The organism is Janthinobacterium sp. BJB426, from assembly GCF_002735705.1.
Classification (GTDB): domain Bacteria; phylum Pseudomonadota; class Gammaproteobacteria; order Burkholderiales; family Burkholderiaceae_D; genus Janthinobacterium.
Window position 1 is genome coordinate 1 of sequence record NZ_PDZL01000038.1, and the last position, 17,063, is coordinate 17,063.

At 54.6% G+C, this 17,063-nt stretch carries 8 protein-coding genes; all 8 read right to left on the reverse strand.

Going from position 1 to position 17,063, the window contains the following annotated elements:
• Positions 1 to 922 (reverse strand): condensation domain-containing protein (locus CSQ93_RS28145; protein ID WP_233516388.1); only part of this gene is annotated, 922 nt, incomplete at its 3' end.
• A gap of 1,067 nt (positions 923 to 1,989) precedes the next feature.
• Positions 1,990 to 2,694, reverse strand: a complete 705-nt coding sequence (locus CSQ93_RS28150) for a 4'-phosphopantetheinyl transferase family protein (protein WP_099380871.1) — start codon at positions 2,692 to 2,694, stop codon at positions 1,990 to 1,992.
• A 117-nt stretch (positions 2,695 to 2,811) separates the two neighbouring features.
• Positions 2,812 to 5,184, reverse strand: coding sequence for a penicillin acylase family protein (locus tag CSQ93_RS28155; RefSeq protein ID WP_099380872.1), 2,373 nt, complete (start codon positions 5,182 to 5,184; stop codon positions 2,812 to 2,814).
• Positions 5,184 to 6,254 (reverse strand): TauD/TfdA family dioxygenase, encoded by a 1,071-nt coding sequence (locus tag CSQ93_RS28160; RefSeq protein ID WP_158301400.1) that lies wholly within the window; start codon positions 6,252 to 6,254, stop codon positions 5,184 to 5,186. The genes CSQ93_RS28155 and CSQ93_RS28160 overlap by 1 nt, the downstream gene beginning before the upstream one ends.
• A 192-nt stretch (positions 6,255 to 6,446) precedes the next feature.
• On the reverse strand, positions 6,447 to 6,959 hold the full coding sequence (locus CSQ93_RS28165) for a GNAT family N-acetyltransferase (protein ID WP_158301401.1): 513 nt from the start codon (positions 6,957 to 6,959) through the stop codon (positions 6,447 to 6,449).
• Positions 6,956 to 7,828, reverse strand: coding sequence for a cupin-like domain-containing protein (locus CSQ93_RS28170; protein WP_099380875.1), 873 nt, complete (start codon positions 7,826 to 7,828; stop codon positions 6,956 to 6,958). Before CSQ93_RS28170 ends, CSQ93_RS28165 begins: the two co-directional genes overlap by 4 nt.
• A 46-nt stretch (positions 7,829 to 7,874) precedes the next feature.
• On the reverse strand, positions 7,875 to 9,494 hold the full coding sequence (locus CSQ93_RS28175) for a cyclic peptide export ABC transporter (RefSeq protein WP_099380876.1): 1,620 nt from the start codon (positions 9,492 to 9,494) through the stop codon (positions 7,875 to 7,877).
• A 439-nt stretch (positions 9,495 to 9,933) separates the two neighbouring features.
• Positions 9,934 to 17,058, reverse strand: coding sequence for a non-ribosomal peptide synthetase (locus CSQ93_RS28180; protein WP_267891701.1), 7,125 nt, complete (start codon positions 17,056 to 17,058; stop codon positions 9,934 to 9,936).
• Positions 17,059 to 17,063 lie beyond the last annotated feature (5 nt).

Below are 17,063 nucleotides of genomic sequence, written 5' to 3' on the forward strand. Positions count from 1 at the left end.
CCGCGCGCAACCGGCTGCTCACTTGCGCGTCCAGTCGGCTGTGCAGCAGCGCACCCTCGAAGCTCTGTTGCGCCGGACGCGGATGGTCCAGTGGCAGGCTGTGCACTTCCGGCAAGGAGGCCAGCTTTTGCTGCCAGTACGTCAGTTGCTGCGCATGGCGCGCCTGTTGCGGCGCCTCGCGCTGCCAGCGGGCGTAGTCCGCATACTGCACAGGCAGCGCCTGCCAGCCCGGCGCCCGGCCCTCGACCAGCGCCACGTAGGCTTGGCAGAATTCCGTAACCGCGATCACGCCCGACCAGCCGTCCGACGCAATATGGTGCAGCACCAGGACCAGCACATGACGCTGCGGCGCCAGGCGCAGCAATTGCGCCCGCAATGGCAGCTCGCAACGCAGGTTGAACGGCCGCCCTGTCTCCGCTTCGATGGCCTCCGCCATGGCCGCCTCATCTTCCACCGCCAGCACCGGCAGGGCCAGCGTGGCCACCTCCTGCACTTCCTGCCATGCATGATCGCCATCGCTGGCATAGGTCGTGCGCAGCACTTCATGGCGCTGCACCAGCAGCAGCAGTGCCTGCTGCAGCAGCGCCACATTCAACTCGCCCCGCAGTTCGAGGACCGTCGGCATATGATACTGCGCGCTCGCCCCGCCACCCATCTGATCGATCAACCACAGGCGTTGCTGGCCATGCGACAACAGCGCCCGTCCGGGTTCGCGGCGCACGATCGGCGCGTCCTTGCTCAGCGCTTCGTCGCGCGCGCTGCCAAGAAGCGCCATCAATTCATCCTTGTGAGTGCGAATTGCCGCGCCGAGCGCCGCGGTAATCACTCCCGGCGGCGCTGCTGTCTTCAAACGGCCATCCTCCACATAGACGCGTCCACCCAGGCGAACCAATTCAGTAACAATACTCAGTGCGTTGTTCATATAACTCTTCAAAAGTGTATAGATATCCTTCCCCGCTGCGGAAGGGACATGGTGATTTTTTCAGGGGCTGTGCGTATCGGGGCTGCTGCGTAGTGCCGTCTTTTTCTTAGTGGCTAGTCACTCCATCACAGTGACAGCGTCGTCCACGGTTTGTTCCTCCGCACTCACCACCTGCAAGCCCGGACCGACCAGCGCTGCCATTTCCCATACGGCCGAATGCATGACCAGGTCCCGGATCACCAGAGGCGTCGAGCCGTTCCCGGCAGCGGGAGACAAAGCGCACCGCGAACAAAGGATGTCCGCCCGGTCCGAAGAAATTGCCGCACTGGCCGGGAATCGAACCGAGTTGCAGCAATTCACGCCGAATGTCGGTCGTCACGCGTTCAGACGATGCCTGCAGCCCTCCTTCGCCGGCCCACTCAAACAAAGGATCGGACAGTGCGGCCTCGACCACTTGTAAACTGATTTCTTGTTGAATGGGTGAGCGGTGGAATATGGTAGTTACTGGATTTGTCATATATTATTAATAACACTCAATAAACCGATTAATGCGAAAAAAGCGAGAACCGAAACGAGCGAACTCTAAAATTTGCGCGAGCAAATCCCGCACGATGAACTGTGCTTTTCGATGCTCAATGGATTTTTAGAACGAAAATGAAGTTCGGAAATATATAATTGAATCGACACGAATCATGCCGATATCACTTATTTTATTTCTCCTGACTACAAGATCGTGAAACTTTTTCTGCCGGTTGCCGTAAATACAATATTACGCCAATTACCACGAAAGTGTAAGCAATAATTTTCTAAAGATAAATTTTCTTTCATGTGCAAGAACATAAACAGGAGATACCTTGTACGCCATGTATTGATGAGGTTTGCATACATTATTTTTCCGCGATCTTGACAGTCCAGGTGAAATCAGTGAAGCGAACGGTACATCGCAAATCAGTACACTATTCGATATGGCGCGCTATGAAAATTTAGCTGAAACCTCCTATCACATTCAAAAAAAACAAAATGGCGATCAGCTGGCAATCTTTCTTTAGTTTTTACGCGAAAAATTTCTACCATACGAAGATAGTCAGCACTGTCTTGGGATCGAAATACCGAAAATATGCATTCCAGTTGGTTCCCGGCGTAAAACGGTGCGATAAAAATTGATTAACCTCGAACGTAACCTGCATCGTCTCAACATATATTTTTTTTACAGTAATTGCTCCGAAGTCAAAATAATGCCCAACCTCTGAGAAAACTGCCTTGAAAAAGCTTTCCTTGACCGAGAACACGATGGTGACCAGCTCTTCAAAAGACAAGGTAGTCAATTCCGTCCTCAAGTAGGCAAGCTCACGCGGCGAGACGCTGATTTCGAGGACCGCGTCTATCGCCTCCTGCCCAATGGTGCCTTCAATGTCGATGCCAATACCATTAAACACATTACACGACGATGCGATGGCGGCTGCAAACTCGTGATTGTGTGTAATGCTGCCGACGACATGTTCGGGCCAGACCGGCTCACGCTGCCTCCCGGTACCCACATCACAGCGCGTCATGCTCAAAGCATTCAACGCAAACTTGGCACACAGACGACCATAAAAGTACTCTGCTTGACGTTTCATCACACTGCCAGCAATTGTTGACGGAAGCGTGATTGCTTCCGACGCAAATGACTCTTGTGAAAAACTCGCCGGGTCGTAATGAATCAAGAATATTCGCGCCGTCTCATTACCAAGCTGAATTTCAACGATCGAATCTGCTGTAGCAAAAATCATGATTCCCGCGTTCTGAAAAAATTATGAGTTATTTTTTTCTGCGACGTACCACGATTGCCACAGCAATTATCTACACCGTAGACCAAGCACTGTGGTGCGCGATGCTTGGCTTGTTCATCATTGTGTCGTCAACGTCAATTGATATTGGGTCTTTCCCGGCAACAAAGAACGCGATTTTCCCTGCAACCAGTCCTTATGGCCGGCAAGAAAATAGGTGGAAAGTGGATGTCCACTTTGGCCGCCTGGCATATTAAACAAACCTTGCTCTTCCCGTCCCGGCGACACTACCAAGCGTTCGGACTGACCGAAACTAGGTCCACTGACACGAGGCATGTCATCATCTCCAGGTACCGCTTCATCCGGCACAGAGAGCCAAAAAGAACCAAATGGCAAGGCAGTTGCCAAGGGATGTCTAACTTCGAGCCGATTTCGCTTTCCCCATGTCGAGTTAGCTAATGTCTCGCCCTGCGCACTTAGACGGAGGATCGCCAGATCAACCGCCGCTAGTTCGACGCTTTCCCAGCTTCGCCCCTGCGCCAACCATCCTGTTGGCCGTCGCTGCAGCAGACTCAGACTCAGCTCCCCCCAACGTCTATTTGCTGTTTCAAAACTCATGCCGGGAATTAAAGAGGCCATCTGCGCGTCGGCATAGCCGTATAACTCATCGTAAATCGCCTGATAATATGCGCGCGTCAAACGGTACCCTACGGAACTGGCTTCAGCCCGGTTATCCCACGCCGTTTCGAGCAAGCGCCGGAATTCTGCACGTGCCGGGTGACCCGCAATTACGGAGGCAGGCAACGCAGACAGAGCCTGGGCCCGCCAAGCTCCCATATACCCTGCCGATGTATCTAGGGCAACTGCCATTACATCGTTTTCGCTTGCTCGATGCAAAGTAATTAGGCTGTCGCGAATGCGTTGCGCTCGCGCCCCAAAATCGGTGCCGCCGTCGCCGAGTTTCGCATAGTCTGGACCTGCAAGTTGGCGATTGTTGGCATTCCACAGGATGCCGTTGGCCGGATTGATTACTGTCGGATACTCTGCACTGTGCAACAGCTGGGTCCAGCCATACCCATCATTATCAGTATATGGATATGTGGCAGAATTCACTGCCAGCCTTTTTGGCAAAGGGCCGGCAATACTCCACCCGATCTGCCCCACGCTATCCACGACCGTGATGTTTTGGGAGGGCATACCAGCTTTCGCGGCGAAGGCTGTGGCTTCTCCGACATTTTTCGCGGACTCCAAATGAAAAAGGCGTAGATTTACCGCGCGCGGATCAGAAGCAATCCAATGCACAGCATAATGGCGTCCAGCAAGTTCACGTACGGGTCCCAATGGCGTTTCCAGCACCGTTAGCCGAATAGCATCCTCACCTTTGATCTCGATAAATTCCTCGTGTGCGATCGCGCTATGCCAGGTGGCACCAATCTTGAAACGGCGTTTATCGGCTGGATCGGAATGCACTTCAACCAGGTCCAGATAATCACCGTAGCTGTTCGTCATACCCCATGCGACTAAACCATTGCTTCCCACCGCAAACAATGGAACACCGGGCAAAGTCAATCCTATAACACGGCGCATTTTCCCGTCGACTGGATAATGCATAGCAACGCGATACCAGGTATTCGGCAGGCCCAGATCCAAATGCATGTCGTTGGCGAGAATGGCACGCCCATCGGCAGTGCGTGTACCGGCTACTGCCCAGCTATTGCTGCCTACCGCAGGCACATGAGCAGTACCTTCACCAGACCCTCTACGGCCTAGCCATGCAGGTGCTGATTTGGGTATTGTTGGCAATTGCATATCCGCAGGCACCATATCTAAAGTCGCTTCGAAATGGCTATTCTCATTCATCAACAGCGCCAACTGGTCTGCCGTCGTGTTGTCCTTGATCCAACCGCGCGCGAACTCGCGCGGTTCTTGACTGGACTGAAGCACCAAGTACATAGCCCACATGACCAGCAGGCTATCTTCAGCCAACCATGCCTTAGGTGCCTCGCGCAGTGCCAGATACTCAAATGGCCTTACCGTGAGGCGCGCCAGACCTTCATTGACCCCCAACACGTAACGTGACAGCATCAGCCGCTCTGCAGGTTCTAGTTCCTTAACCGCGGCCTGCGCGCGAGCACGGAAGCGAAAGCGCCGCCGGTCCTTGTCGTCGGCCAGCGCATCAGCACCGAGCAGGGCCGATAGTTCCCCTGCCGCAGCGCGACGTAATAAATCCATCTGAAAAAAGCGCTCTTGCGCATGCAGAAATCCCATTGCATACGCACCGTCATTTCGATCCCCCGCGCTAACGGTCGGAACACCATCGGCGTCGCGTGTGATCTGTACGTCCGCCGTTACCCCGGCCGCATGCACTCGTCCATCCAGCAAAGGTAAGCTGCCTCGCACGCCCAGGAAAATCGTAAGCAGCGCAAGCGTCAACATAGCCAACACCAGCAACGCCCAAACAAACGGGCGCCGCATCCATTGCTGCCCGCGCATTAAACTTCGCTCCGCTGACTAGCGTGATCGGATACGGCCTCCTGTTGTATGAAGCGCTCGTTTTCCGCACCCTTCCGTCCATTTATCTGGGCAATAGTCGATGTACTGCGGGGAGGAGGCCAAGCCACGGAATCCGGCGTCAAAGCCAGTTGATCCAAGCATTCACGCGTCTTCCAATAGCTTTCTAATAACAGGCTGCGCAAGAGCCATCGATCACTACCATCGTAAGCGGGCTGATAGGCACTGCGTGCATGCATCACGCGGCGATTGTCAAAGACTAGCAAGTCCCCCGGTTCCAAAGTAATACTCTGGTAGGCCGCTTGTATACAATCGTGCACATGCTTGAGCGCAGCCTGCGCCTCTGGCGTGGCGCCGATCATGTAGGCCGGATCATAGATAATTTCAGGATCCTCACCTTCGCTGAGTACTGCGCAACGGAATTGCCCTTCGGCGCCGGAACCTGGCTGAAAAGTCGGATCAACCTGTATCAAGAAGTTTTTCTTCATGAGCTCAGCGCGGAAATTTGCATCCAAATCGAGATCCTGGGCTTTACAGATGTGTGTTTGCACCGCAGCATCACCGCGCAGACAAAACAGAGCGGCAAGGTCTGCTTTAGCAGGATGAAATCCGTCCTCCACATGCCACTCCAGAAAATCACAATTACTGCCCAACTGCTCATTTCGATCTCTATAAATAGGGAACACATCATCAATGTAGTCGAAGTCTTTCTTCCCCAAAAAATTATAAATATGCCCCAGTTGAGAGAGAGCAATGCACATAATCTTACGCGCAGCTAATGTCGTTTTATTCCAAGTATTTCCGCGCAGAGCCGGCGTTGGCGGAACATGCTGCTGCGTCAATAAACCCTTGATCAATAAAACAGAACCACTGCGTCCCATTCTAAAATCGAACAGGGCCTTGCTCAGGCGCGTTGGCAACATCCCGTTCATGCGGGAGCACTGATAAAAGAATTGGTAAAAATCGTCCTCGCCATATTCGCGTCCAACAAGCGACATGGCGGATAGAATTGCGGCACGATCATGCTCGTCCAAAATAACTACTTCACTCATATCCATTCCTTTTCTGTAACGTTTTCATAAATACAAAACCGCTTTATACATACGTATTTCACAGAAACTCAGCGAAAGACTTATTCAGCGCTGCTATCGTCTGTTTCACTTTTTCGGCAAATAAATGTCCACCGCAATCTCATGCTCCGCGACCTTTGAAGCAAGCAGCAAGATGGCGGTTTCCCCGCTCATTTACCCATCAATCAGGTACAACAGGAACTGTGGCAAAGAAGGATCAGCATGGGATCGCACAGCTCTGAAAGGCAGGCGCGCAAAAGCGCTCTTCCAAAATGCGGCCGCCACAAAATCATCACGATAGACGGCAACTAGCCATGGTTTGTCCTGCCCGATCAGTAACTGCCTGGCCACATCGAGCGCCAGTCCACGGCGACGATGCTTCTTCACAATAAAGAGGTCCGCGAATTCTTCAACGATTGTTCCGTCAGCCAGTTCCACCGGCTCCGTGACCACAAAACCCGCCAGTGCACCATCTACCTTGATCCAGTAGGCAGCTTTATCCGCATCGAGCACATATGCGCTCACGCTATCCGGACAAATTCCAAAACGGCCGTCCTCTTCCAATTCTTCACCATCGCGCACCGAGCTGTCATAGACATACAACTGGAAGACACTAAACAACGCGTGCTCCTCGCCACGTTGCAGACGCTGGAGAGTTGCCAGGTGTGGTGCAGATTCCACGTTCATTTGCCCTCCCTACTGGTCAGTTGGCGCAGGAACAAGGCAATTTCCTTGCGGCCCTCTGTGCTCCAGACACTTTGCAGGCCCTGACGAAAAATATCGAAAATACCGCTCCACCAATAGTTGATTGAGATAGCAGTATCGAGCGAATGCACGGCGTGCCACCACCCGCGCGGGATATAGATCATGTCGCCGGGTTCAAGCGTAATAGCATAGGCCTGCAGACCAACCATCAAGGGGAAGCGCGCATGGTCCGGGTGTCGCAGATCGATCATGCTGCAATGGGCCAGTTCCTGCCCCACGTTTGGATACAGTCGCGGGCTGTCGCGTTTGTCGAACAGAGTCAAATGCTTCCTTCCGGATACTTGCACCAGGAAATTATCGAGCTCGTCGAAATGCAATGGACTGAAACATCCAGCACTGCCTAGCCACAAGTTCACTTCGTTTAAGAACTTGCTCGGGTCCAGACATTCCGGCCGCTCAACTTGCTCCTGCAGTGCTGGGAATTTTTCGGCGATGGAATGCTGCTGAATGTACGCAAAATGCTCGCCATGAGTGCTTGCGGCCAGAATGGCGTCAACGGCCTCCGAAAATGGAACCTTTTCGCGCTCATGCACAAGTCCAGTTGTGGCATTGGCGTTATAGTCAAAGACGCCAGCTTTACAGGTGGCCACGATTACATCGGTATCGGAAAGCAATGCACTCAGCGACGACGGCGTCCACATTTTCGTGGCTTTCCAGTCAGATGCAGCGCCACGAATATGCAGTGGCTTGTCGCGAAAACGACAATGAAGCCAAAAATGAAAAGGCGACATCCGATCAACGCTGTGTACGGGTACCGTATTGGGTAGATCAACAAGTTGTTTTATTGGCATAATATTTTCAAATGATTAGAACAAGAAAATGTGAATCTCAGTCAACTCAAATGGATATCCGTTGCGGCAAGCCCGACAGCACACCACTATCGAATTTGCAAACCCGGTCAGCGTGATGAAAATAACGCTCGTCGTGACTGATGACGATCAGCGTCTTCCCCTGCTCTCGCATCACGGGTAACAACACTTCATAGAAATGAGCGCGATAGCCTGGGTCCTGGTCTGCGGCCCACTCGTCAAGCACGCAAACCGAGGCATCGTCAAGCCAGCACTGCAGCAGCGCAAGCCGCTTGCGCTGCCCTTGGGATAAGGCCGTGCTGGACCAGCGCCCCCCTTCGGCCTTCACCTTGCCAGTCAAGCTAAGTTCCGCAATTTTTTTGTTAGCAAGCTCATCAGCGACGGGTGCACCCTTGTTGTCCAGCACCGAGCCGAATAGGTAATAATCGGAATAAATAGTAGAAAACAGGGATCTATAGCTAGGCGGCGTATTCAATTCGATCAGTTTTCCATCGACACGGATATCGCCCGAGTTGCGTTGATACAAGCCGTTCATGATCTTGGCAAAAGTAGACTTCCCACTACCATTTCCTCCGACAAGGAATAGCACTTCACCTCGATGCACCGTGAGCGAAATCGGTCCCATTTCAAATGCAGCATCTTCGCCATGGCTGGACGTGTAGCACACACTTTCGAAATTGATTTCACGCCAGTCAGCGTGCGAATTGAGGACTTGCGCAGGAACAGTCGCATCTGGCAAGGTCAATTGAAGGCGCGATACAACGCGGGCCGATACCATCGCCTTTGACATAGTCGAAATAATATTGACGACAAAGTCGATTGAGCCCGATACAAACGTGATAGTGACAAAGAAGCTCACTGCCAGGCCCTGCACCGCGGGCTGAGAAAACTCAATTGCGGCAAGGGCAATGCCGAGCGCCAGAAATAGCAACACACTGGTCCAACTCTGGCCCAGATGCCAATAGAGATCCCACTTGATCTGCGAACGCTTGAGCAAGCCTACCGAAGGCAGCAATTCTTCCTGCATAAAATGCCGCCGCCTGGCCATATTTGTGGCCAGCTCCTTCGCACCGTCGAACATGGCATGAAGATGCACGTAATAGCCATCTTTCAGTGCGCGATAATTTTCATACTGCCTATTTCCACGCTGCAAGATAAACATCGTCAGCGCACCACCCAATACTACTGTTACGAGGAAACAAGCGAATGCATAGGGCGAAAGCCATGCCAAATATGAAAAGCAAGCGATGATGGTGACTGAATGCATCATGAACTGCGGTGCATCGCTAAAGCCATTGGCAAGATTGTCAATATCGTCGGTGAGCACTCCCAACAAAGCGCCCTTACCCTTTGTTTCAATATCGCGATACTCTGTGGCTAAGATACCTTTTAGCAAATGAGTACGGATATCGGCGATAGCACTGGTGGAAACGCGCACAAGGAGGGCGCTGGCGACCAGCGAAACAATAAACAAACCGCCTACGCCGAGCAGGTAGCGGAACAGCCAGGCACTATTGCTGGCAGAAGTCGAGCTCACCTGTCCATTCAGATAGTCGAGCAGCAACACATTGGCGGCTGCGGATGTAGCGCACAGCAAGGCACATAACACCAAAGTCCATCGGTTTTTCAAGACAATTGCTTTTATCATAAAACTTTCTACTCGTGATAGTGAAGGGAAACAGCAGTTCAGTTGTTATGTCGGCCAGTACGCCGTGCAGGCAACGCCCGCCCCCCTGCTGACCATAGGACAGCGCGGTGTGCCCAGCAGGAGGCTGGCGGGAAACGTTTGCCGGGAACCACTTTCTCGGATTGCGCCGCGCTTAATCGGTTAATCTGCGCTTCCTTATGCGTGTTGATAACAATCCCCATCGCTGGTGTCATTGCGCCAGGCCCGGCCGCCGTTTTCAATCGCCGCTCTTCCGCATACAGATGGCCGCCGAGCCGCTTCAACTCAGCAACAATGCTTCGTGCACACTTCATTCTGGCTATTCGCTTAATTGGTATCCGGATGTACACCGACGAGATCCATGCCAGGCCTACTGATATGGTTCAAACAGCGATCTCGCTTGGAATCACCCTTACAAGGCTTACCACTCGGTGACTGTTATCTCGTCTCCAACAGCATTGGACAACCCGGAATCTGGCGTGTATGTAAGAGCCCGTTTCAAGTCAATCCATGCCCCCATTTCCCAGACCGTGGCATGCATGAACAAGTCTTTGATCGCAAGATTGACTTCCAGTTGTTCACGACAACGCGTAACAAAACGCACGCCCAGCAATGAATGTCCGCCTAGCTCAAAGAAATTGGCATAGCGTCCAGGCGGTGCGGCCAGTTGCAACAGCTCTTGCCATAGAGACGCCACCAATTGCTCGCTTTCGGTATCCGCTGTCTCGTCGCCGGTAGCCAAGTCGAATACGGGTTCCGGCAACGACTTCCGGTCAACCTTCCCACTCGCTAGCAGCGGTAACTGCGTACAAAACATGAGGCAAGCTGGCACCATGTACTCGGGCAACAGCGACTTAAGAGCTTGCCGCAAATGTCCTTGACTTCCCTCCAGAATGCCAGGCCATTCGATATGCGCGACTAACAAACTGTCGCCAGGACTGCGCTCGAACAGCACTACAACGGCGTTTCGAATACCCTCTATCGATTGCAACGCCGCTTCGATCTCCTGCAACTCAACTCGAAAGCCCCGAATCTTGATTTGCTGGTCGGCGCGCCCCAGGAAATCCATCGTGCCATCACTATTAAAACGGGCGAAATCTCCCGTTCGGTACACCAACCCGTCGACACCGGCCACATGAACGAAACGTTCTGCGGTCAACTCTTCGCGGTCAAGATAACCACTCGCCAATCCAGGTCCACCGATGTACAGCTCGCCAGGCACATCAAGTGGTTGAATGGCGACATGGCGATCAAGCACCAGCATCCGGGTATTTGGCAACGGACGACCGATCGGCACGACCTTGTCCGTTGCCAGCTGTAACGCCGTCACATCCTGCAGACTGACATCAATGATCGATTCCGTTTGCCCATAAGCATTGAAAACCCTTGCCTGCGGAGCAAGGACCGTTTGAAGGGCGCTCAAGTCGGCGCCATACCAGCTCTCCGACCCCACCAAAATATGTTGCAGATAGTCCAGCCGCAGGCCTCTGGCAGAGGCATAGGTGACCAGCTCGCGCAGAACTGCCGGAACAAAATCGCCAAAGGAAGCGCGAGTGCGTTGGAACAGATCGAATAGGCCGGCGGGGTCAAGCAACAGTGCATTGGGACAGATCACCAACTCCCCTCCAGTGCCTAGCGCTTTGAGCATGTCGCCAAAACAGATATCGACCGACAGACCCGCCATCTGCATTACGCGCGGCGGCTTCTCAAGCAGACCAAGCCGGCGCTGCCATCCGAGCAAGCGATGCTGCATCGCGTAGTGGCCAACTACCACGCCCTTAGGTTTGCCTGTCGTTCCTGATGTATAGACGACATAGGCGTCGCCAGCGTGCTCCGCGCCCTCCAATGAATTTGCAAGTAGCAAGGAATCCGCCGTCTCAACGCTGGCCTCCGCAAAATCCAGGCAAGGCACGACGCCAACCCAATCACCGGGTATGCCGTCAACCAGGATGCAACTCGGACGCGAATCCTCGAGATAGAAAGCCAGGCGTTCTGGCGGTTGGCCGACGTCGAGTGGCACGTACGACGCCCCAGCTTTGAGAATGCCCAGTATCGCCACTGGCACGCGCCATGAGCGTTCGAGATGCAGACCAACACGATCGCCGTCACCGACACCGTTGCGATGCAGGGCCAAGGCGATAAGCCTTGCCTGCCTGTCCACATCTTCATAGCTAAGTGAAATTTCACCATCGAGCACGGCAATCGATTGTGGCTGGCTTCGTACAAAGTCTTCAAAACTATGGTGCAAACCACGCACGGGAACGAACGCATCTTCACCACTTCCCAGCTGCAAAAGCACTGCCCGTTCAGCAGAGGGAATGATATCCAACGACAGTAGCGCCGTTTGCGGACTGAAATCGAGCGCATTGACCAGAGACGATAGGCATGTATCAAACAAGCACGCCACCTGCAAGGGATCAAACGGCTGAACGATCTGCACGGTCAGCGACATGGTGTCACCGTGATCATCTACATCAGTATTCAGTGGGTAATTGCTGAATTCGGCAGAGGACAGGGCGATGACGCCCTCTAGCCCGGTCACATTGGTTTCACCGCTGTCCGGCGCAGAATATCGATAGTTGAACAGTGAGGAAAACAGTGCTGATTGAGCCGACATACCGCTGCAACGCTGGGCATTGCTTAATGACACCATTTCGCGCTCGATCAATTGCGCCAGTAGCGCGTGGCTAGCCAATACGCCATCCCGCACAGACAATTCAGCGAGTTCAAGCCTGAATGGCAAAGTATTAACCATGAGCCCTACGGCACGTGCGCCATCGGCACGCGAACGACCAAACAGCACCGTACCGAAAACCACGTCGCTACGGTCAGCTAGCGTCGCCAAGACCCTGCACCAAGCCAGATGCATCAGGCTTGCTGCACTGACTCCTAGCGCCTGAGCTTGGGCCTTCAGCCGTGTTACGCGTCCGCTATCCAACTTAACGCTGGCAGAGCGCAATGTATTACCCGTCGTTTGAATATCACTGAGTCCATATGGCAGAGTGGCTTCGGTCAACGTCCCTAGCAGATTTGAAAAGAAATGTATGTGCTCAGGGCGTTGAGCAGCCTCCAAAGAAGCGCTGATCAAGGCACCATATGATGGCGGCACGAGCAACGCGCTCGCCTGTCCGCGCAGAATAGCGCGGACTTCATCGAGTACGATTTCAAGTGTCGTGTGATCAAGTACCAAGTGATGGCACAACAAGACTAGCAACCACCGTCCGCCGACGGGGTCAAAGCTGGCGGCCGCGTGCATAAGTGGGGCTTGATTCAGGTTCACACGCATATGGCCTGGATCGTAGCGTTGGCGTAACGCCGCTTCCACATCAGGAACATTCCCTGCATGCCACTCGTCCACGCACAGATTAACTTCACGCAACACAACTTGGACAGGCGCGTTTATCCCCTCCCACAAGACTGCCGTACGCAAGGCGTCGTGCCTGGCGATCACCAGGCGCAAGGCGTCGAGATAGCCGTCGAGGCGGGCGCGATTATCGAAAGCCAGCAAGGTTTGCAGCAAGTATGCGTCACCTTGCTCTGCAGCGATTGAATGATAAAGTATGCCTTCCTGCAAGGCAGTCAAAGGAAATACATCTTTTATATTGGCGCTCCCGCCTAAAACCTGTGCCTCTATGCGTGCCATCTCCGGCTGGCTCAACGCCATCAAGATGCTGGCCGTCGGCGCCGTCGGCGCCATTGTGTCCTGCGAAGCGCAGCTGGCGGCTAGTCCGGCCGGCGTCGGAGTCTTATACAACTGAGCAATACTGCACTCCAGTCCTGCCTGGTGCAGGTGAGCGACCAATTCAATAGCTAGCAGCGAATGCCCACCCAGCTGGAAGAAGTTATCATCACGACCAATCCTGGACACGCCTAATAATGAAGACCAGATGGCGACAATGCGTTCTTCCGCCTGCGATGTCGGAGCACTGTAGCTGCGCTCGCCAAACGCATCATCTTCGGGTGCTGGCAGGGCACTCCGGTCCAACTTTCCATTGACCGTCAACGGGAGGGCCGCCAGCCTCACCAATGCCGCAGGCAGCGACGCTGCAGCCAGGTTCTGCTCCAGGTGCATCCGCAAGACGTCAATCGGCGCCGGTGCTACCCCTGGTCGGTCGCAGAAATATGCCAGCAATTGGGTGGCACCTGACGTTGAACGATGTATCACCGCAATCGCATCGAGCACCTGCGGGTGTATACGCAGACACTCTGCGATTTCGCCTAACTCGATGCGTATGCCTCGGATTTTTACCTGCTGATCGTTGCGTCCGATGTAATCAAGATTGCCATCGACACGCTGGCAGACAAGATCGCCAGTGCGGTACATGCGGGCTCGCGGCAGGTCAGAAAACGGATCGGCGAGGAATCGTTCCGCGGTCAGGTCCGGCTGACCAAGATACCCACGCGCCACCCCCGCGCCACCGATATACAGTTCGCCAGCCACGCCCAGTGGCACCGGTTGCAGCAATGCGTCAAGAACGTACAACTTGACGTTTGCCATCGGCGTACCGATAGGCGCCACGCCCTCAATGCCAGATTCGCATTCGTACATGCTTGCACATACAGTAGCCTCGGTAGGACCATAAGCATTGATCAGCCGCCGCCCTTTCGCCCAACGCTGCGCCAACCCAGAAGGCGCAGCTTCTCCCGCGATGACAAGTGTCCGTATGCAAGCCAGTGGCGCAGGATCATCTAGCGCGCTGAGCACCGCAGGTGGAATGGTCGCGAGCGTAATCTGACGTTCTTGCACCACATCGACTAAGGACGGACCGGCCAGCACAACTTCCGCAGCTACGAGGTGCAGCGACGCACCACTGCAGAGAGTGACGAAGACTTCTGAAACGCAGGCATCGAAGCTGGGCGAAGCATACTGAAGCACGCGACTCTGTCCATCCACACCGAACGCCAGCGCTTGCGCTGCGATCAAATTGCACACGCTACCGTGTTCCACCATCACGCCCTTTGGCCGGCCTGTCGAGCCTGATGTAAAAATAACATACGCCAATGACTGTGGCCCTATGCCAGCGACAGCCGGTGCGGATGCTATCTCCATTGCCCCGTTCAGAGGTACATCGATAGCAAGGACCTGAAAGGCCGACTGCTCTACACGCGACGCCAGTGAAGAGGTGGAAAACAGGACGGTCGGCGAGACATCATCAAGCATGTTGGCAATGCGCAGTGACGGATAGCGTGGATCGATCGGCACAAATGCACCTCCCGCTTTCAACACGGCGAGCATCGCGATCACCATATTAATACCCCGCTCCAGGAAAACGGCCACGAGCCGCTCTGGACCGACACCACGCTCCTGCAAAGCCTTTGCCCAGCGGTTCGCCTCCAAGTCCAATTGACGGAAGGTGAGTTGTCGCTCGCCATCATCGAGGGCCAGCGCATTGGGAGACAGTCGCGCTTGCAGCGCAAACATTTCATGCACAAGGCTGACCTGGGGCGTGTCCGCCACATGGACATTGAAGCCATACAGTAATTTCTCACGCTCGCTTGAGGAAAGAATATCAATGGCCTGTATTGGTTTCTTGCCCCCCTCTCTTAACGCCTGACAGAGTCCAGCGAGCGCAGCCTGCACATAACCGAGGATACGTTCGCAATCAAGCCCACAATGCGCTTGCAACGTTAGCAAGAAACCGTCGCCATGGTCGTCAACCGACAGGCCAAGCGGATAATTACTGCGTTCTTCGCTATGCAGCATTGCGATGCCGTCCCAAAGCGCAGCAGCGGCGGGATCGCGCTTCCCCTCGATCAAGCGGACATGACGGTAATTCAGCAACGCCGTGAATAGCGGCAGGCCGGTCGGAATGCCACTGCAGCGCTGAGCCAGCGCCAAGGCCATCTGCTCATGCGACAACAATTGCGCCAAAGACGCAGCGGTCTCGGCCACAACCTCCTCTGCGCTGCGCCGCTTCAATGCGACACGCAAGGGCAGTGTGTTGATGAACAGTCCCATGGCGCGTTCAATGCCGGCGGCGCCACCTTGGCGCCCGGAAAGAACGGTGCCGAACACTACGTCCTCATGCCCACTAGTGCGCGCCACCACCAAGGCCCAAGCCACGTGGAACAGTACAGCTGTCGATACTTGCCAGTGACTGGCCGTCTCACGCAGGCTAGCCACCAGGCTGGCCTGCACGACAGCACGTACTTCCTGCAAGTTGTCGCCCTCCCCCAGAATATCCATCAGGCCATAAGGGGCGGTCGGGGCAACCACGTCAGCCAATTGGGCTTTGAAATGGAGTTCCTGCTGACTGGTGTCCTGCTTCAGAATCTGCTCCATAAACTGGCGATATGGCCAGCTTGGCATCAATTCATGTGCTCGCCCAAGCATCACTGCTTCAATTTCATTACTGATTAACTGAAGCGTGTAATTGTCGCTAATTAAATGATGGTCCAGCATGGCGAGCAGCCACCGACGATTATCGAGATCGTAGATCACTTGCAGCCGAAGAAGAGGCGCGCGCGTCAGATCCAAGCGTATCCGCTGCGGATCCGTGGCATCCAACAAGGCGGCTAAGGGGTCGCCTCCCTGGCTCAACGTAATTTCTTGGATGGGTACGACAGCGCGCCGTTGCACTACCTGCTGCGCTTGGCGCAAGCCCGTCGAGTGGAAAGAAGTGCGGAAGATATCGTGTCGTGCCACTACGGTTTGCAATGCGTCAACAAACTGATCGAGCGTGGATCGCACGCTGAAGGCATAGACCGAACGTATCTGATAGGCGTCACCTTCGGTTTGCAGGCTGTGATGAAATAACATGCCAGCCTGCAACGAAGAGAGGGGGTAAATATCTTGGATCGCCTCCGCGCCACCCTCGACAGCGCGTTCTATGCGCGCGAGTTCTTCATCAGTCAAGTCAGACAGCGGCACCATTTCCGCCTCAAGGTGGGTGCAGCCTTCTGGAATTCCGCTGACGCACGGGGCGGTCACATGATCGACCGAATTACTCACCAACAATGCTAAATCGGCCAAGGTAGCGGCGCCGTAGACGGAGCGAGCATCCAGGCGAAAACCTTGCTGACGCAGCAACTGTGTCATGCGCACCAGCAGCATGGAGTGTCCGCCCAGCGCAAAAAAATGTTCATCGCGTCCCACCCGCTCCAGGCCAAGGATAGTGCACCAGACTTGAGCGATGGTCTCTTCCACTTGCCCGCGCGGGGCCACATAAATACGCGCAGCCGACATTTCCGGCCGCGGTAGCGCGGCCTTGTCGAGTTTCCCGTTGGCAGTCAAGGGCCAGTGATCCACCGCAACGAATGCTACCGGCACCATATAGTCCGGCAGGCGTACCGCCAGTTCGGTGCGCAGCGAAGCGCTGTCGCAGCCATCCTCCGCACCCTGTACATACGCCAGCAGGCGGGTACCGGCAGGCGAACTATCGGCCAGCACCACCGCGTCGGCAACGCCCGTACAGGCGCGCAGAGCCGATTCGATATCTCCCAGTTCGATACGGAAGCCACGGATCTTCACCTGGTGGTCACTGCGGCCCAGATATTCGAGCTCGCCATCATGCGTGTAGCGCGCCAGGTCGCCGGAACGGTACAGCCGTT